General features: G+C 69.6%; 16 protein-coding genes. 8 read left to right on the forward strand and 8 right to left on the reverse strand.

The window, feature by feature from the left end:
- Positions 1 to 35 precede the first annotated feature (35 nt).
- The 3 genes from tkt to rpe all read left to right on the forward strand — a co-directional run bounded on the left by tkt (position 36) and on the right by rpe (position 4,131).
- Positions 36 to 2,039, forward strand: a complete 2,004-nt coding sequence (gene tkt, locus CRP50_RS11980; protein WP_097279411.1) for a transketolase — start codon at positions 36 to 38, stop codon at positions 2,037 to 2,039.
- Positions 2,040 to 2,086: 47 nt separating this feature from the next.
- Positions 2,087 to 3,175 (forward strand): class II fructose-bisphosphate aldolase, encoded by a 1,089-nt coding sequence (gene fba, locus CRP50_RS11985; protein WP_097279412.1) that lies wholly within the window; start codon positions 2,087 to 2,089, stop codon positions 3,173 to 3,175.
- Positions 3,176 to 3,483: 308 nt separating this feature from the next.
- The gene (gene rpe / locus CRP50_RS11990) at positions 3,484 to 4,131 is read left to right on the forward strand and encodes a ribulose-phosphate 3-epimerase (protein WP_097279413.1); all 648 of its coding nucleotides are present in this window, start codon (positions 3,484 to 3,486) and stop codon (positions 4,129 to 4,131) included.
- Between the two features lie 205 nt (positions 4,132 to 4,336).
- Here the strand turns inward: rpe and CRP50_RS11995 are convergent, their stop codons facing one another.
- From CRP50_RS11995 to CRP50_RS12010, 4 genes are all read right to left on the reverse strand, one after another.
- The gene (locus CRP50_RS11995; protein ID WP_097279414.1) at positions 4,337 to 6,829 is read right to left on the reverse strand and encodes a bifunctional diguanylate cyclase/phosphodiesterase; all 2,493 of its coding nucleotides are present in this window, start codon (positions 6,827 to 6,829) and stop codon (positions 4,337 to 4,339) included.
- 153 nt (positions 6,830 to 6,982) lie between these two features.
- Positions 6,983 to 7,657, reverse strand: a complete 675-nt coding sequence (locus tag CRP50_RS12000) for a protein-methionine-sulfoxide reductase heme-binding subunit MsrQ (RefSeq protein ID WP_097279769.1) — start codon at positions 7,655 to 7,657, stop codon at positions 6,983 to 6,985.
- A complete protein-coding gene (gene msrP, locus CRP50_RS12005; protein ID WP_097279415.1) occupies positions 7,654 to 8,649 on the reverse strand; it encodes a protein-methionine-sulfoxide reductase catalytic subunit MsrP in 996 nt (331 codons plus the stop codon). The genes CRP50_RS12000 and msrP overlap by 4 nt, the downstream gene beginning before the upstream one ends.
- Positions 8,650 to 8,730: 81 nt before the next feature.
- The gene (locus CRP50_RS12010; protein WP_141415118.1) at positions 8,731 to 9,108 is read right to left on the reverse strand and encodes a hypothetical protein; all 378 of its coding nucleotides are present in this window, start codon (positions 9,106 to 9,108) and stop codon (positions 8,731 to 8,733) included.
- A 258-nt stretch (positions 9,109 to 9,366) separates the two neighbouring features.
- Here CRP50_RS12010 and CRP50_RS12015 point away from each other — a divergent pair, with 258 nt between their 5' ends.
- From CRP50_RS12015 to CRP50_RS12030, 5 genes are all read left to right on the forward strand, one after another.
- The gene (locus CRP50_RS12015) at positions 9,367 to 9,855 is read left to right on the forward strand and encodes a sigma-70 family RNA polymerase sigma factor (protein ID WP_245913457.1); all 489 of its coding nucleotides are present in this window, start codon (positions 9,367 to 9,369) and stop codon (positions 9,853 to 9,855) included.
- An 18-nt stretch (positions 9,856 to 9,873) separates the two neighbouring features.
- Positions 9,874 to 10,119, forward strand: a complete 246-nt coding sequence (locus CRP50_RS12020; RefSeq protein WP_097279417.1) for an anti-sigma factor family protein — start codon at positions 9,874 to 9,876, stop codon at positions 10,117 to 10,119.
- Between the two features lie 485 nt (positions 10,120 to 10,604).
- A complete protein-coding gene (locus CRP50_RS12025; RefSeq protein ID WP_141415119.1) occupies positions 10,605 to 11,393 on the forward strand; it encodes a response regulator in 789 nt (262 codons plus the stop codon).
- A 320-nt stretch (positions 11,394 to 11,713) separates the two neighbouring features.
- Positions 11,714 to 11,875, forward strand: a complete 162-nt coding sequence (locus CRP50_RS25570; protein ID WP_176525142.1) for a hypothetical protein — start codon at positions 11,714 to 11,716, stop codon at positions 11,873 to 11,875.
- 4 nt (positions 11,876 to 11,879) lie between these two features.
- On the forward strand, positions 11,880 to 13,235 hold the full coding sequence (locus CRP50_RS12030) for a lipid kinase (RefSeq protein ID WP_097279419.1): 1,356 nt from the start codon (positions 11,880 to 11,882) through the stop codon (positions 13,233 to 13,235).
- On the opposite strand, the gene CRP50_RS12035 is transcribed toward CRP50_RS12030, so the two are convergent.
- From CRP50_RS12035 to CRP50_RS12050, 4 genes are all read right to left on the reverse strand, one after another.
- Positions 13,207 to 13,653, reverse strand: coding sequence for a DUF4112 domain-containing protein (locus CRP50_RS12035; RefSeq protein ID WP_097279771.1), 447 nt, complete (start codon positions 13,651 to 13,653; stop codon positions 13,207 to 13,209). The two genes, CRP50_RS12030 and CRP50_RS12035, sit on opposite strands and share 29 nt — an antisense overlap.
- Positions 13,654 to 13,726: 73 nt before the next feature.
- Positions 13,727 to 14,428 (reverse strand): hypothetical protein, encoded by a 702-nt coding sequence (locus CRP50_RS12040; protein ID WP_097279420.1) that lies wholly within the window; start codon positions 14,426 to 14,428, stop codon positions 13,727 to 13,729.
- A gap of 93 nt (positions 14,429 to 14,521) precedes the next feature.
- Complete coding sequence (locus CRP50_RS12045) at positions 14,522 to 15,577, reverse strand: PRC-barrel domain-containing protein (protein WP_141415120.1); 1,056 nt, start codon at positions 15,575 to 15,577, stop codon at positions 14,522 to 14,524.
- 82 nt (positions 15,578 to 15,659) lie between these two features.
- Entirely contained in the window at positions 15,660 to 17,195 is a 1,536-nt protein-coding gene (locus tag CRP50_RS12050) for a replicative DNA helicase (RefSeq protein ID WP_245913458.1), read from the reverse strand.
- Between the last annotated feature and the right edge of the window lie 153 nt (positions 17,196 to 17,348).

Raw genomic sequence — 17,348 nt, forward strand, 5'->3', positions numbered from 1 at the left:
ACGCACGAACAGCACCACGGATACAGAGCCAGCCAATGACCGACACCACCGCCACCGCCCCCGTCGACGTCCGGACGATGGCCAACGCCGTCCGCTTCCTCGCCATCGACGCCGTGCAGAAGGCCAACAGCGGCCACCCCGGCATGCCCATGGGCATGGCCGACGTGGCGACGGTGCTGTTCACCCGCTTCGCCAAGGTCGACCCGACCAGCCCGCGCTGGCCCGACCGCGACCGCTTCGTGCTGTCGGCCGGCCACGGCTCCATGCTGCTCTACGGCCTGTCCTACCTGCTGGGCTACGCCGATACCGACATCGAGCAGCTGCAGAACTTCCGCCAGCTGGGCGCCAAGACCGCCGGCCACCCGGAATACGGCCACGTCGATTTCGCCGAGACCACCACCGGCCCGCTCGGCCAGGGTATCGCCAACGCCGTCGGCATGGCGCTCGCCGAGCGCATGATGGCCGCCCGCTTCGGCGACGACGTGGTCGACCATTACACCTGGTGCATCGCCGGCGACGGCTGCCTGATGGAAGGCATCAGCCAGGAGGTCATCTCCTTCGCCGGCCACCAGAAGCTCGGCAAGCTCGTGGTGCTGTGGGACGACAACCGCATCTGCATCGACGGCGACACGTCCAAGGCCACCAGCGACGACCAGATGAAGCGCTTCGAGGCGAGCCAGTGGCACGTCCAGGCGGTCGACGGTCACGACCCGGAGGCGGTCGCCGCCGCCCTGGAGAAGGCCAAGGCCGACCCGCGCCCGAGCCTGATCGCCTGCCGCACCGTCATCGGCTTCGGCTCGCCGTCGCTCGCCGGCTCCGAGAAGACCCACGGCGCGCCGCTCGGCGAGGCCGAGATCGCCGCCACCCGCGAGGCGCTCAACTGGCCGCACGCGCCCTTCGAGGTGCCCGAGGACGTGCTGACCGCCTGGCGCGCCGCCGGCACCCGCGGCACCGAGGCGCGCCGCGCCTGGGAAGCCAAGATGCAGGCCGAGCCCGCCGACAAGCGCGACGCCTTCTTCGACTTCGTCGCCGGCAAGCTGCCGCTGGGCTGGGAACGCGGCCTCGACGACTACAAGAAGAAGTGCGCCGAGGAGCAGCCGAAGGTCGCCACCCGCAAGGCCAGCCAGCAGTGCCTGGAGCACATCGTGCCGGCCCTGCCGCAGATCGTCGGCGGCTCGGCCGACCTGACGCACTCCAACCTCACCATCACCAAGCAGATGAGCGCCGTGGAGCCCGGCCACTACGCCGGCAACTACATCCACTGGGGCATCCGTGAGCACGGCATGGGCGCCATGATGAACGGCATCGCCCTGCACGGCGGGTTCATCCCCTACGGCGGCACCTTCCTGGTGTTCACCGACTACCTGCGCCCGGCGCTCCGCATGGGCGCCATCATGAACCAGCGGGTGATCTACGTCGGCACCCACGACTCCATCGGCCTCGGCGAGGACGGCCCGACCCACCAGCCGGTGGAGCACCTGGCCTCCCTGCGCGCCATGCCGAACGTGCTGGTGCTGCGCCCCTGCGACCCCATCGAGACGGCCGAGTGCTGGCAGATCGCCCTGCACACCGACGACGCGCCGAGCGTGCTCGCCCTGTCGCGCCAGAACCTGCCGACGGTGCGCCAGTACACCGCCGAGAACCTGTCGGCCCGCGGCGCCTACGTGCTGTCGGAGCCCGAGGACGGCGGCCGCGACGTCACCCTCATCGCCACCGGCTCGGAAGTGCAGCTTGCGCTGACGGCGCAGGTCATGCTCGCCAACGTCGGCGTGAAGGCGGCCGTGGTGTCCATGCCGTGCTGGGAGCTGTTCGACCAGCAGCCGACCGACTACCGCAACCAGGTGCTCGGCAAGGGCGTTCTGCGCGTCGCCGTCGAAGCGGCGTCGACCTTCGGCTGGGAGAAGTACGTCGGCCTCGAAGGGGCCGTCGTCGGCATGCGCCAGTTCGGGGCGAGCGGCCCCGCCGAGGAGCTTTACGAGTTCTTCGACATCACCGCCAAGTCGGTCGCGGACGTCGTCCTGACCCGCCTGAAGCGCTGATCGTCGGTCGTCCCGTTACGACTCAAGTCCACCGGAGGGAAACAGTCATGGCTCTCATTTCGCTGCGTCAGCTGCTCGACCACGCCGCCGAGCACGACTACGGCATGCCGGCCTTCAACGTGAACAACATGGAGCAGGTGCTCGCCATCATGAAGGCGGCGCAGAAGCTCGACGCGCCGGTCATCCTGCAGGCCAGCCGCGGCGCCCGCTCCTACGCCGGCGACATCATGATCAAGCACATGATCATGGCCGTCGCCGAGATGTACCCCGACATCCCGGTGTGCATGCACCAGGACCACGGCAACAGCCCGGCCACCTGCCTGTCGGCCATCACCGCCAACTTCTCGTCGGTGATGATGGACGGCTCGCTGATGGAAGACGCCAAGACCCCGGCCGACTACGACTACAACGTCGAAGTCACCCGCAAGGTGACCGAGATGGCCCACATGGTCGGCGTCTCCGTCGAGGGTGAACTGGGCGTGCTCGGCTCGCTCGAGACCGGCATGGGCGAGAAGGAAGACGGCCACGGCTTCGAGGGCAAGCTCGACAAGGAGATGCTGGTCACCGATCCCGACCAGGCCGCCGACTTCGTGGCCCGCACCAAGGTCGACGCGCTGGCCGTCGCCATCGGCACCAGCCACGGCGCCTACAAGTTCTCGCGCAAGCCGACCGGCGACATCCTGGCCATGGACACCATCAAGAAGATCCATGCCAAGCTGCCGGACACCCACCTGGTGATGCACGGCTCGTCCTCGGTGCCGCAGGACCTGCAGGACATCATCAACCAGTACGGCGGCGCCATGCCGCAGACCTACGGCGTGCCGGTGGAAGAGATCGTCGAGGGCATCAAGCACGGCGTCCGCAAGATCAACATCGACACCGACTGCCGCATGGCCATCACCGGCCAGATCCGCAAGGTCTTCCAGGAGACCCCGGCCGAGTTCGACCCGCGCAAGTACCTGAAGCCCGCCCAGGAAGCGATGCAGAAGATCTGCGAACAGCGCTACGAGCAGTTCGGCGCCGCCGGCATGGCCCGCAAGATCAAGGCGATCCCGCTGTCCGACATGGCCAAGCGCTACCTGAAGGGCGAACTCGACCCGAAGGTGCTGGCGGCCACCGCGACCGCCGCGCAGTAAGCGCGTGAGTGACGACCGCCCCCGGGGGACTGCTCCCGGGGGCGGGTTTGTTTTTGGCCACCAAGGCACCAAGACACCAAGGGGGCGGCGGTGCCGTCTCCATCACCATCTCTCCATTGTCATGCCCGGGCTTGACCCGGGCATCCACGTGGTCGGTCCTGGGGGAGCGCAAGACGGCTCACTTCAGTGGCGCCGTGGATGGCCGGGTCGAGCCCGGCCATGACAAGAGGAAAGAAGCGAAGGCCCCTTGGTGTCTTGGTGTCTTGGTGGTTCAAATCCCCCCTCCCCCGACCCAGAGCCCGAAAGCCATGACCGTCAAGATCGCCCCGAGCATCCTTTCCGCCGACTTCGCCAAGCTGGGCGAGGAAGTCCGCGCCATCGACGCCGCCGGCTGCGACTGGGTGCATGTGGACGTCATGGACGGCCACTTCGTGCCCAACATCACCATCGGCCCCGGCGTCGTGAAGGCCATCCGGCCGCACAGCGCCAAGACCTTCGACGTCCACCTGATGATCGAGCCGGTGGACCCCTACATCCCCGAATTCGCCGCCGCCGGGTCGGACATCATCACCGTCCACGCCGAGGCCGGCGCCCACCTGCACCGCTCGCTGCAGCTCATCCGGTCGCTCGGCAAGAAGGCCGGCGTGTCGCTCAACCCCTCGACGCCCGAGAGCGTGCTCGAATACGTCCTCGACGACCTCGACCTCGTGCTGGTCATGAGCGTCAACCCGGGCTTCGGCGGCCAGGCCTTCATCGAGAGCCAGGTGGAGAAGATCCGCCGCATCAAGGCCCTGGTCGGCGCCCGCCCGATCGAGATCGAGGTGGACGGCGGCGTGAACCCGGAAACCGCCAAGCGCTGCATCTCCGCCGGCGCCACCGCGCTGGTCGCCGGCTCCGCCGTCTTCAAGGGCGGCCCGGACGCCTACGCCGCCAACATCGCGGCGCTGCGGGGCTGAGGCTCGGACGGTTCTTTAACCACCAAGGCACCAAGACACCAAGGATGCGAGGGAGGCGGGGGCCTCCCTCGCGCACCCTCCATCAGTTGTTTCTTCAGCATCTCGCCGCAGAGGAAACGAATCGGAGGGAGCGCGAGGGAGGGCCTCGCCTCCCTCGCACCCTTCTTGGTGTCCTTAGTGTCTTGGTGGCTAACCGATCACCACGTCAAGCCGGCGCCGCTTCCGCCTCGGGCGCGGCTTCCGGTTCGTAGAACTGGTGGTTCTTCTTGCCCTGGGCCTTGGCGGCGTACATCGCCGTGTCGGCGTTGCGCAGCAGTTCCTCGCAGTCGGCGGCGTCGGCCGGGAACAGGGCGATGCCGATGGAGGCCGACACGCGGCCCTCGCGGCCGCCCAGGTCGAACGGCACTTCCAGGGTACGGATGATCCGCTGGGCGACGATGGCGGCGCCGGGGCGGCCTTCCACGTTGTCCATGATGATGGTGAACTCGTCACCGCCCAGGCGCGCCACCGTGTCGCTTTCGCGCACGCACTTGCGCAGGCGGTCGGCGGCGCCCTTCAGCAGGTCGTCGCCGGCCTCGTGGCCGAGGGTGTCGTTGACCGCCTTGAAGCCGTCCAGGTCGATGAACATGAGGCCGAGCGTCGCCCCGCTGCGCCGCGCCGCGGCCACGCCGTGCTCCAGCCGGTCGAGGAACAGGGCGCGGTTGGGCAGGCCGGTGAGGGCGTCGTAGTTGGCCTGGTAGCGGATGCGCTCCTCGTCGCGCTTGCGCTGGGTGATGTCGTTGACCACCACCACGAACTGCCGCAGGGTTTCCTCCCCGTCCTCCGAGGGCACGGCGGAGGCGGCGATGCGCGAGGCGTATTCCTCGCCGCGCGGCCGGCACGACCACTGCTCGCCGACCCAGTGGCCCTCGGCGGCCAGCGCCTCCAGCATGACGCCCTGGTCGAAGGCGCCGCAGCCGAACACCTCGCCCACCGACCGCCCGACCAGCGCCGCCGCATCCTCGCCGGTGATGGTGGCGAAGGCGGGGTTGACGGTGGTGATGGTGCCGTCGGCCTCGCACACGGCGATGCCCTCGGCCGTGGTGTCGAACACGGTGGCGGCGACGCGCAGGCGGCCTTCGGCCTTCTTGCGTTCGCTGATGTCGCGGAACAGCACCACGGCGCCCGAGCGGGTGCCGTTGTCCTCGATGGGGGCGGAGGCGTATTCGGCCTCGAAGGTGCCGCCGTCGCGACGCAGCAGCGTCAGTTCCGTGCTGTCGTGGAACATGCCGCGGCGCAGGGCGGCGCGCACCGGCACCGGCCGGCCGCAGCGGCGGCCGTCGCCGTAGCGGAACACGCCGGCGGCATCCTTGCCGGGCAGATCCTCGCGCCGCCAGCCCAGCATCTCGGCCGCCGCCGGGTTGGCGACGGTGATGAGGCCGTCGTTGTCGAGCGCCACGATGCCGTCGCCGGCGCTTTCGAGGATGGATTCGCTCTGCCGCGACAGGGCGCGCAGTTCTTCCGTGCGCTCGCGGACGTGCGTCTCCAGTTCCTCGTTGTAGCGCTTCATCGCCTCCTCGGCGCGCTTGCGCTGGGTGATGTCGCGGATGACGCCGGTGTAGAGGCGCGAGCGGCCGATGCGCATTTCCGCCAGCGACAGCTCGATGGGGAAGACCGATCCGTCCTTGCGCAGCCCTTCCAGCTCGCGCGTGCGGCCGAAGGACTTGGGCGGCCCGCCGCCGTGATAGGTCGCCATGTGGCCGTCGTGGTAGGCGGCGTAGCGGGTCGGCATGAGGACCGACAGGTTGCGCCCCACCAGCTCGTTGCGCTGCCAGCCGAACAGGCGCTCCGCCGCCGGGTTGACCGACTGGATGACGCCGCGCTCGTCGGCGGTGACGATGCCTTCCGCCACCGTGTCGAGCACGCCCTGCAGGCGCGCCTCGCGCTCGCGCAGGGCCTCGGCCGAGCGCATGCGGTCGGAGATGTCGCGCGCCTCGATCATGAAGCCGTGGGAGCCGAAGGGGATGACGCGCACTTCCATGTCGTGCACGGCGGCGTCGAGGCCGACCATCTTCAGCGGCAGCACGCCGTCTTCGGCGGCCAGCGCCTCCAGCCCCAGGTCGACGATGTCGCGGTAGTCGGCGTGCACCAGATCGGCGAAGCCGCCCGTCAGCAGATCTTCCGGCCGGTCGCCGCCGAGCAGCTTGCGCGCCGTGCCGTTGACCACCACCAGCCGGTCGTCCTGCACCACGAAGATGAGGTTGAGCGACATCTCCACCACGTTGCGGTAGCGATGCTCGCTTTCCAGCAGGTTGGCGACGGCACGCGCCCGCTCGGTCACGTCGCGGGCGTGGATGAGCACGGCCTCGCCGTCCTCGTCGCCGGACAGGATGGAGGGCGGGCTCGGCGCCACCCGGCTCGCCTTCAGCTCCACCTCGATCACGCGGCCGTCGAGGGCCTGCATGAGCAGCGGCATGGCGCCGCCGTCGTCGGCCAGTACGCCGAGGCCCATGTCGACGATGTCGCGGTAGTCGCCGTGCACCAGGTCGCGGAAGGCGCGGCCGACCAGCAGCGGCGCGCCGGGCGCGGTGCCGGTCATCAGCCGGTGGCCGGCGCCGTTGATCCAGACGATGCGTCCTTCACGGCAGACGCAGACGAGGTCCTCCACCAGTTCTGCGAACTGGCGGCTCCATTCCCCGATGAGCGTCGACGATCCCATTGCGGGCTCTATCCCCCAGGCCCTTGGACGCACGAAAGCTTCGCCGTGCCCGATCGCGACGAAAGCGAAGACATGATGAGGCTTCGCCCTACGACGTACAACAACAACGTGAAGGACTTATAACCAATGTTCTAGGGGGCACTCTATCCTTGGTCAGAGACCACGGCCTGCGGTACGGACGCGCCCCTCCGCCCCGCTCCGTCGCCGGCCCCGCCAGGACTTGAGCGCCGGGCGCGCCGCCAGCAGCAGGGCGAGAACGACGCCATGGATCACCGGCTGGGTCAGGTCGGCCTTCACCATCAGCCCGTAATGCACCACGGCCAGCACGGCGGCGGGGTAGACCAGCCGGTGCAGCGCCTGCCAGCGCCGCCCGCCCAGGCGTCTCACCGCCGCCTTGGGCGAGGTCAGGGCCAGGGCCAGCAGGATCGCGAAGGCCGCCATGCCGACGGTGATGTAGAGCCGCTTCACCACGTCGGCCCAGATGCGCGCCCAGTCCAGCCCCTGGTCGAGCCCGACGTAGGCCGCGAGGTGCAGGGCGGCGTAGAAGAAGGCGAACAGCCCGAGCATGCGCCGCAGCTTCATGGGCCAGGCGAGGCCGGTGAGCAGGCGCAGCGGCGTCACCGCCAGCGCCACCAGCAGCATGCGCAGCGCCCAGTCGCCCGAGAAACGCACGATCGACTCGATGGGATTGACGCCGAGCGCGCCCCACAGGCCGAGCCCGAACAGGCGCAACGCCAGCTCGGCCAGCGGCACCAGGGCGAGGGCGAAGACCACCGGCTTCAGCGCCGGCGAGCGGCCCCGCGCTTCCCAGAAGGCGCGCTGGGTCAGAACCACTTCTTCAGGTCCATGCCGGCGTAGAGCGGGGCGACGTCGTCGTAGCCGTTGAACATCAACGTGTCGCGCCGCTCGAACATGGAGAAGATGCTGCCGCCGTCGAGCCGCCGCTCGCTCGCCTGGCTCCAGCGCGGGTGGTCGACGGTGGGGTTCACGTTGGCGTAGAAGCCGTACTCCGAACCGCCGCCGTAGGCCGCCCAGGTGGTCTGCGGCATGTCCTCGACGAAGGAGATGCGGACGATGGACTTGATGGACTTGAAGCCGTACTTCCACGGCACCACGAGCCGCAGCGGGGCGCCGTTCTGGTTGGGCAGCACCTCACCGTAGAGGCCGACCGCCAGCAGCGCCAGCGGGTGCATGGCCTCGTCCATGCGCAGGCCCTCGACGTAGGGCCAGTCGAGCACGCCGCTGCGCTGGGCCGGCAGCATCTTGGGATCGTGGATGGTCTCGAACCGCACGTACTTGGCCTGCGCCGTCGGCTCGAAGCGCTTCAACGCCTCGCCGAGCGGGATGCCGACCCAGGGGATGACCATGGACCACGCCTCGACGCAGCGCAGGCGATAGATGCGCTCCTCCAGGGCGTGCGGCTTCACGAAGTCGTCGTAGGAGAGCTTGCCCGGCTTGCCGCAGGCGCCGTCCACCGTGATGGTCCACGGCTCGGTCACCAGCTGCTCGGCATTGGCCTTCGGGTCGCCCTTGCCGGTGCCGAGTTCGTAGAAGTTGTTGTAGCTGGTCACGTCCTCGAAGGGCGTCAGTTTGTCGTTTGGCCCGACGGTGCTCCACTGCGTTTCGGCGATGGGCTCCAGGGCCTCGCGCACCCCCGGGCGGGCGACCAGCGCCTCGGCCTCACGCCCCCCGGCGAGCAGCGCGGGCGCGGCGGCGGCGGCCCCGGCGGCGGCCATGAAGGCACGGCGGCTGAGGTAGACCTCCTTCGGCGTGACCGCGCTCTCGGGCATGTCCCACGGACGGCGGCGACGGATGAGCATGACGCAACTCCTGTTGTGACGCTCCGCCGATATAGGAACGACTCGGGCGGGGTTGCGACTCACAGGCGCGTGAAAAGCCGTTCACGTTCCGGTGGGCACGGCGAGCGGCTTGCCGTCCGGCGGGTTCACCAGCGCCTTCGGCCCGAGGCGGCGGACGAACCAGCCGCGGCGCTCCGCCTCGCCAACCAGGGCGGCGGGAGCGATGGCGTTGAAGCCGCTCAGGTGCGCGGCATAGGTGCCGCCGTCGGCCCAGAAGGCCAGCTCCTGCGCCAGTTGGGCGTCGGTGAGGCGCCATGCCGCCCGCCCCTGCCAGGCCGCCAGCACCCGTTCGAGTCCCGCCGCACCGAGCCGCGCCGCCAGCCCGCCGTCCTCCAGGGCTGCCCGCAAGGCCTGCCAGGTATCGTGCTCTTCCACCAAAGCGATAGCAGCGGCGAGATCGGGACTTTCGGTTGGTGACACGCAAATCCTCCTTCGTCCTTGGGACTAAGTCATACGCGCGACGGCACCCCCTATGGAACCCCCGTTTCCAGCGCCATCCCGATACCATCAGAAATTCCGCGGTTTCGCTTGGTCCTGACCGGCCGCGGAGTCACACTGGACGGTCTCAGGGGAAAGGGACACAGGGGGGCGACGGTCCGCAGAGGCCGCGGCTCCGTCGATGGTAGGCCGGCTCGGGCGGCCACTGTCGACTGTATGGACCCGACAGGATCGAGGGTGATGGAAGAGAGCAGACGATTGATGCTGGAGGAGCTGCCGCGGCTCCGCCGGTACGCCCGCATGCTCGTCCGGGATCCGGCGCGAGCCGATGATCTCGTGCGGGAATGCCTGGTACGGGCCATTGGCGCATTGGCAAGCTTTCAGCCTGGAACAAACATGCGCGCCTGGCTGTTTACGATTTTGCGAAACACGCTTTACAACGAAACCAAGCGGGCGAGGCGCCAGGTCGAGCAGACGGAAGAGCCGGTTTCGGCGGTTTCCGGGGGCCAGGAAGAAGCGCTCGCCATGCGCGACGTTCAGCGGGCCTTCGACAGCCTGCCCGAGATCCAGAAGGAAGTGGTCCTGCTGGTCGCCGTCGAGGGCATGGAATACGAGGACGCGGCCGCCGTTCTGGGCGTGCCGGTCGGTACGGTGAAGTCGCGCCTGTCGCGGGCGCGGCAGGACATCAGGGCATTCTTGGACACCGCCAAACCCAAGTCGGGCGGCTGAGGACATGGTCGGATACCGATGACATCACTTCGCCAATCAGGCGCCGTCGAAACCCTCGACGCCACCATCGACGACTACCTGGCCGGCCGGCTGACGGCCGACGAGCGGTCGCGCCTGGAGACGCTGATCGAGGAAAATCCCGAGGTGCGGCGCCGCGTCGATGTCCTGCGGGCACAGGAGGAGGCCCTGCGCCACCTGGGCTCCGACATCCTCGACGAGCCGGTGCCCGACCGCCTGCTGCAAGCCCTCGGCCTGGACGACTGAGTCGCCCCGTTCCCCCTCGTCTCCTATCCCGCGTTCCGTCGCCTCGCCAGGCGCCTACCCCTTCCGGAGTGGGCGCCTTCCTCTTGCCGCGCGTGCGCTGCGCGCCATGTCTTCGGCGAGCCGCCCTCCTCCGAGCGGCCGTATGCCCACGGGCACCTTCTACCCAGACGCAATAAGGCCTTGCAAATTGCGAAATTTCGGGTTGTTATTGCTCGCAGGAACTTTCGAGTCTTATAACTTTCGGGCATAACCCTTCGGGTGTACCGGCGAAGCATCGAAAGTGGTAATGCTGCAGCGCGATAACCCAAGGATTTTTGCGGCGTTGACAGGGTTCCTTAGAAGGTGACACTATCAGTTTAGGGGTGTAGGACAGGCTGCCGCAGGGTTCCGTCTATCCGTCCGGATAACGCGGGGTTATAGGGCGAAAGACATAGCGGCCGTTTGTCGGACGTCGGGGGACGCGACACTCGGGGAGTAGGATCGACATGCTCACTTCGGTTGATTTGAGGGACCGCCTGCCGCGCTTGCGGCGGCACGGGTACCTTTTGACCGGCAACCGCCACGCCGCCGACGAGGCGGTGATGGCCTGCCTGGCCGCCCTGCCGCGCGACGCGGCCGGGAAGCCTTACGCCGCCGACGACGCGGCGCTGTTCCGCACCTTCCACTCCGCCGTGCTGGCGCCGACCGAGCCCGTCGCCGGGCCCGACGCCGCCTGCGAGGCCGACGCCGACCTGGCGGAGACGCGCGACCGCCTGTTCGCCCTGCCGCCGGTGGAACGCCGGGTGATCCTTCTCGTTTCGCTGGAAGGCTTCACGGTCGCCGAGGCCGCCGCCATCCTCTGCATCGCCCCGAGCCGCGCCGCCCGGTCGCTGCTGACGGCCCGCAGCCTGATGGTCCAGCCGCAGCGCCGCCTGCGCGCCATGATCATTGAGGACGACCAGCTCATCGGCATGGACATCGCCGAGTCGCTGCAGGAAATGGGCTACGGCGACTGCGTCCACGCCGCCAACGGCCGCGAGGCGCTGGAAGCCTTCGGCGGCGGCGAGCCCGACCTCATCATCGCCGACGTGGTGCTGTCCGACGGCCCCTCGGGGGTCGAGGTGGCGCGCCGCCTGCGGGGCCGCTACAAGGCGCCGGTGGTCTTCGTCACCGCCTTCCCGGAAATGGCCCTGGCCGATCCGAGCGTCCGCGCCGACTGCGTGCTGCCCAAGCCCTTCAGCCCGAACGCGCTCAAGTCCATGGTCCGCCGCACGGTGCAGGCGCCGGCCGCCTGACCTGCCGGCAGGCCGCATCGCCGGACCGACGGCCGAGGCAAGTCCTCGGCCGTTCGTTTTTTCATCGACTGTCGCATTTTCCGGGGAACACGAAGGGCCGTTCGCTGTTTTCTTTGCGTTGGCTCTGTTTTCGACGTGTACGGCATCCCATCACGTCTCCACTCTCCGACAGGCCAATTCCCTCGACCTTGGCGGCGGTCCCTAGACCGCCGCATTTTTTTGGTCCTGCCGCTTGCGTCCTTTGCGCCGCCGCCCGGCCGCAACGGGGCGGTCGCGTCTTCCGTTTCCTCCCTGCCCCGACAGTGTGCACAGAGGATCCCATGGATCAGACGCAGTACAACGCCGCCCGCGGCGAGTTGAATCGCCTGCAGGCCTTGCCCTCCCCCGACGCCGAGGCGCGCGAGCGCATGGAAACCCTGCGGCGCGAGATCGACGCCTACGAGCAGGGCGCCGAGTCCAAGGGCAAGCCCGGCCAGGAATGACACCATGGCCCGCCGGGCGCTGCTGATCGTCAACGAAAACAGTTCGCAGGGGCGCGACGGCGACCTCCGCCCCCTCCTCGACATCCTGCGCCACGACGGCGACATGCGGGTGGACGTCCACAAGAGCCGCTCGCGCGAGCACGTGGCCGAGATCATCGCCGAGCACGGCGACGGCATCGACCTCGTCATCATGGCCGGCGGCGACGGCACCATGAACGCCGCCGTCGACATCCTGCACGAGCGCGACATCGCGCTGGGCCTGCTGCCGCTCGGCACCGCCAACGACCTCGCCCGCACCCTCGGCATCCCGGCCGGCGTGCAGGCGGCCTGCCGCGCCATCGCGCACGGGCGGCCGCACCGCATCGACCTCGGCCGCGTCAACGGCAAGCTCTTCTTCAACGTCGCCTCGGTGGGCGCCGCGGCGCAGTTGTCCAAGCAGCTCGACCGCGAATTGAAGGCCCGCTGGGGGGTGCTCAGCTATCCCATCCGGGTGCGCGACGTGCTGGGCGACGCCAATGCCTTCGACGCCGAGATCGAGGACGACCAGGGCGCGGTGGAGCGGGTGCGCTCCATCCAGGTCGCCGTCGGCAACGGCCGGTTCTACGGCGGCGGCATGAAGGTGGCCGAGGAAAGCGCCATCGACGACGGCCGCCTCGACCTCTACAGCCTGGAGCCGCAGAGCCTGTGGCGGCTGGTCCTCACTCTGCCGTTCATCCGCTCGGGCCGGCACGGTAAGCTGGAGGGATCGGTCGCCATGACCGGCACCCGCTTCACCGTCCGCACGGCGGAGCCGCTCGACGTCTCCACCGACGGCGAGGTGACGACGCGGACCCCAGCCACCTTCGACATCCTGCCGGCGGCGCTGACGGTCATGGTACCGAAGGACCGCAACGGCGAAGGAGTGACGCGGGAAATGCTGCGCGACGACAGGGTGGTGGCGCTCGACGACGTGATCGTCGCCCTCAAGCGGTCCATCGCCGACATGGAAGAGGCCGCCGACACGCACGACGAGCCCGACTCGCTCGACCGCACCCTGCGCGCCATCGCCAGCCGGCGGCACACGGTGGTGACGACCCTGGAGGACGCGCTGCGGGCGCTGGGCGACCTGCCCTCGGCGCCGGACGCCGACCGCCAGACCTTTTCGCACCTCGCGCTGCGCGTAAGGGCGCTGCTGTCGGGAGACGAGGCCCGCACCCTCGCCGACGCCGCCTGCTCCGACGAGGATGCCCTCGCCGAAGCCATCGAAGCCGCGCTGGATGCCGACCTGCCGGACGCGGTGAAGCACACCCTGCGGGCGCTGCGCGGCGACGTCGACCGGGCCTGCGACGAGATCAAGGCCGTTGCGGCGGCGCGGCCATGACCTCCTCGCCGAAGTGACGCAAGATGCGGCGGATGTTGCGGCGGTTGGCCTTGAAGCCGACGTCGAACACGTCGCCCACCAGCGGCACCAGGCCGATGGCCCAGTCGACGCCGACGGTGCCGGCCATGGCGACCAGATCCCGCCGCGGCATGCCGAGCCGCCACGCCTCCAGGATGATCCAGCCGGCCACCGCCGTGGTGGCGGTGTCGCCGACGCCCGGCACCAGCCCGGCGATGCCGTCCAGCCCCACACGGATGTTGGTGCCGGGCAGGCGGAAGCGGTCGTCGAGCCAATAGGCCACCGTCTGCAGACGGGCGAGCCGCCGGCGCCGGTCGGCGTCGGGGCCCGTCGTCGTGTCTGCGGCGGCTGAGGCGGCGCCGGAAGGGCGGCCGGGGTCGGTCCAGGTGCGGTCGGGCATGGGCGGCATCCGTCTGTTGCGTCTCTTTCACAAACAGCGCGCCGCCGACCGACGTTTCAAGAGGCCGCGGGCGTCACTCCGCCGGCTGCTGCGCCTGCTGGTCCTCGGCGGTCACTTCGTCCCAGGTGCGTTCGAGGTCGCTGACCGCCTGGCGGAAGTTCTCCTGCGCCGACTGCCAGCCGTCCGCCGTCGCCCCTTCCACCTGCGCCCAGGCCTGGTCGACCCGCGCCAGGGCCTCGGCCACCGCCTGCTCCGCCTCGGTCCCGAGACCGGCCGTTTCGGCGCCGGCGGGCGCCGCCGGTTCGATGGGCGCGGTGCCGCCGGACGACGGCTGCGGCAGGCTGGCTGCCACCTCGGCCTGCTTCGGATCGTAGTCCGGCAGGGCTTCCAGCTCGTCCTTGGCCATGCCGAGCACGAGGCGCGGCTCGCCGCCCTCGCCGCCGGGCTGCACAGACAGCTCCACCGGCGCCACCGCCACCTCGCGGCTGCCGATGCCCATGACGCCGCCGTGGGAGATGACGGCGCGCGGGCTGCCGCCGCCGGCCAGGGCCACACCCGTCAGCTCGCCGAGCGGCTCGCCGGTCGGGGAATAGACGGTCTCGCCGATGCGCTCCGCCAGCGTGTCGACGCCCGGATCCAGCGGCCCGCCGCCGTCGCTCGTGGCCACTTCGGCGGGCGCCGCCGGCATGGGGGCGGAGGCCGGTGCGCCCTCCTGCGCCAGCGCCGGCGCCAGCGGCAGGACCAGGGCGGTGGCAACCAGAAGGTGCTTCAGCATCGTCGTGCTCCTCTGCAGTGACCACGGCAGGAACAGCCGAGGCAGCCCCCTGGTTCTCATGGTCCCCGAAAGGTCACGGCCGCAGGCGCGCCGTCACTGGTCGTCGCCGGCGACGCCGTCGCCGCCGTGACCCTTGCCGATTTCGGGCTCGACCTTCTCCAGCACCTCGTCCATGGCGCCGCCGTCGGCCTGCTGCGGCCGCGGAAAGGCCTTGGTCTCGTCGACGTCGGGCAGCATCTGGGAGGCGGTGGGCTGGCCGGAGCCGCGGTCGAAACCCTGGTCGTCGCCGATGGCCTGTTCGCCCGCCAACCCGGCCGCCGCCGTGCCGGGGGCGGTGATGGCCGCCGGACTGTCGCCGAACACGTAGTCGGGCCGCTGCGCCAGTTCCTGCGCACCGAGGTCGGTGGTGATCGTCAGGCGACCGTCTTCGCCGCCGCCGCGGCTGACGGTGACGCGGTCGGCCGGAATCATGACGGTGCGGTCGTCGGTCTCCACCACCAGGCCCTGGATGCCGGCGGTGCTGTGGACGATGGCGTCGACCACCGTCCCGACGGCCTCGCCGCCCTGGCCGCCCTGCACCTCGACGTCGAACAGGGCGTCGGAGACGGCGGTCACGCCCTGCGCCCGCTCGGCGTCGAAGCGCGGCAGGTTGGCGAGGTCCATGGGCGTGACGCCGGTGACCAGCATCCAGTTCTCCGGCCCGCGGCCGGTCTGCACCCGGATGTTGGCGAAGGGCACCAGCACGCGGTCGCCCTCGACCTCGACGGCGGCGTGGACGCTGCCGTCGTCGGACAGCACGATCTCGGAAATCTCGCCGATCTCCTCCTCGTCGCCGCTGCGGAGTTCGTCGTCGACCAGCGCCGAGACGGGCAGCGCGAAGGTCGTATCGCCGCCCGCCACGCCCGGGTCGGCGAACTGCGCCGCCTCGCGCGGGCCGGCGTTGAGGCCGCCGATCTCGTCCACCGAGGTCGGCTGGTTGCGGCTGGCCTTCTCGCCGTAGGACATGTCGCCCTCGGCCGTCTCGCCACCTTTCTTGGAGTCGGTCTGCGCCTGGGTCTGCGTCTGGGCCTGTTCGGCGCCGGCGAGGGCGGGAACGATCAGGACGGCGGGCATGGCGAGGGCGCTCGCCAGAAGGGCTCTGCGAAGCATGGAATGGTCCTCCGTGGCGGCCATGGCGGGCCGCATAGCGGTTGAAACCTTTCCCTGCCAACGCCCGCAGGCCGCGTCGGGTTTACTCGCCGTCGTCCTCGTACCCGTCCTGGGTGACCAGGTTGCCGAACTTGGTGTAGTTGCCGTCGAAGAACAGCCGCACGGTGCCGATGGGGCCGTGACGCTGCTTACCGATGATGACCTCGCCGACGTTGGCCGCCTTGCCGAGGCGCTCCTGCCACGCCGTGTAGCGCTCGAGGAACTTGTCTTCCTGCTCCTCCGGCTTGCGGCCAGGCTCGGCGCGGGCGAGGTAGTATTCCTCGCGGTAGACGAACATGACCACGTCGGCGTCCTGCTCGATGGAGCCGGATTCGCGCAGGTCCGACAACTGCGGCTTCTTGTCGTCGCGCTGTTCGACGGCGCGCGACAGCTGCGACAGCGCCATGACCGGCACGTTCATTTCCTTGGCCAGCGCCTTCAGGCCGCGGGTGATGGCCGACACTTCCTGCACGCGGTTCTCGCTGCTGCCCTTGCCGCCGCCGCCCGAAAGGAGCTGCAGGTAGTCGATGATGATGAGGCCGAGGCCCTGGCCGCCGTTCTGCCGCGCGAGGCGCCGGCAGCGCGTGCGCAGGGCCGAGACGGTCAGCGCCGGCGTGTCGTCGATGTAGAGCGGCAGGTTCTGCAGTTCCTGGCTCACCTGGATCATGCGCTGGAAGTCGGCGTCGTCCAGCTCGCCGGTGCGCAGCTTGTGGCCGGAGATTTCGGCCTGCTCGGCGAGGATACGGGTGGCCAGCTGCTCGGCCGACATTTCCAGCGAGAAGAAGGCGACGCGGCCGCCGTCCACCACCTTACGGGTACCGTTCTCGTCGACCTCCTCGCGGTAGGCCTTGGCGGCGTTGAAGGCGATGTTGGTGGCGAGCGACGTCTTGCCCATGGAGGGGCGGCCGGCGAGGATCAGCAGGTCCGACTTGTGCAGGCCGCCGAGCTTGCGGTCCAGGTCGATGAGGCCGGTGGTGCAGCCGGCCAGCGACCCGGCGCGGCGGTGGGCGTTCTGCGCCATCTCGATGGCGCCGGCCAGGGCGCTGGCGAAATCCACGAAGCCCTTGTCGGTCTCGCCGGTGGTGGCGAGGTCGTAGAGCGACTGTTCGGCCGATTCGATGTGGGTACGCGCCGTCGTCTCGAAGTCGACCGTGAAGGCGTCGTTGACCAGCTTCTCGCCGAGGTCGATGAGCTCGCGCCGCAGGTGCAGGTCGTAGATCTGGCGGCCGTATTCGGCGGCGTTGACGATGGTGACGACGCTGTTCACCAGCGTCGCCAGGTAGTCCATGCCGCCCACCTCCTGCACCGCCGGATCGCGTTCCAGGTAGGTCTTCAGCGTCACCGGCGTGACCGTATGGCCCGCCTCGATGAGCTTGCCGCAGGCGCGGTAGATGGCGGCGTGGGCCGGGTGGGCGAAGTGCTCCGGCCGCAGGTATTCCGACACCTTCTCGAAGGCGCGGTTGTTGACCAGGATGGCGCCGAGCAGGGCCTGCTCGGCCTCGTAGTTGTGCGGCGGGATGCGGGCCGGCGTCGCGGCCGCGGCGGCGTCGCCGCCGCCGGGAATGGCGGTCAGGTGCATGGGGCTCGTGCTCATGGCGCGCAGTGTAGCAGATGCGGTGCCCGGTGGGGGCGCCGCGGCACCTGTGGATAACGAGGATAACAGGGATAAGACGCCGCGTCCGGGTCATCCGGATGATGACGTGCGACTCGGTTTCCGGTATGGTTCCGACCA

This window comes from Caenispirillum bisanense, assembly GCF_900230255.1.
Lineage (GTDB): Bacteria > Pseudomonadota > Alphaproteobacteria > Rhodospirillales > Rhodospirillaceae > Caenispirillum > Caenispirillum bisanense_A.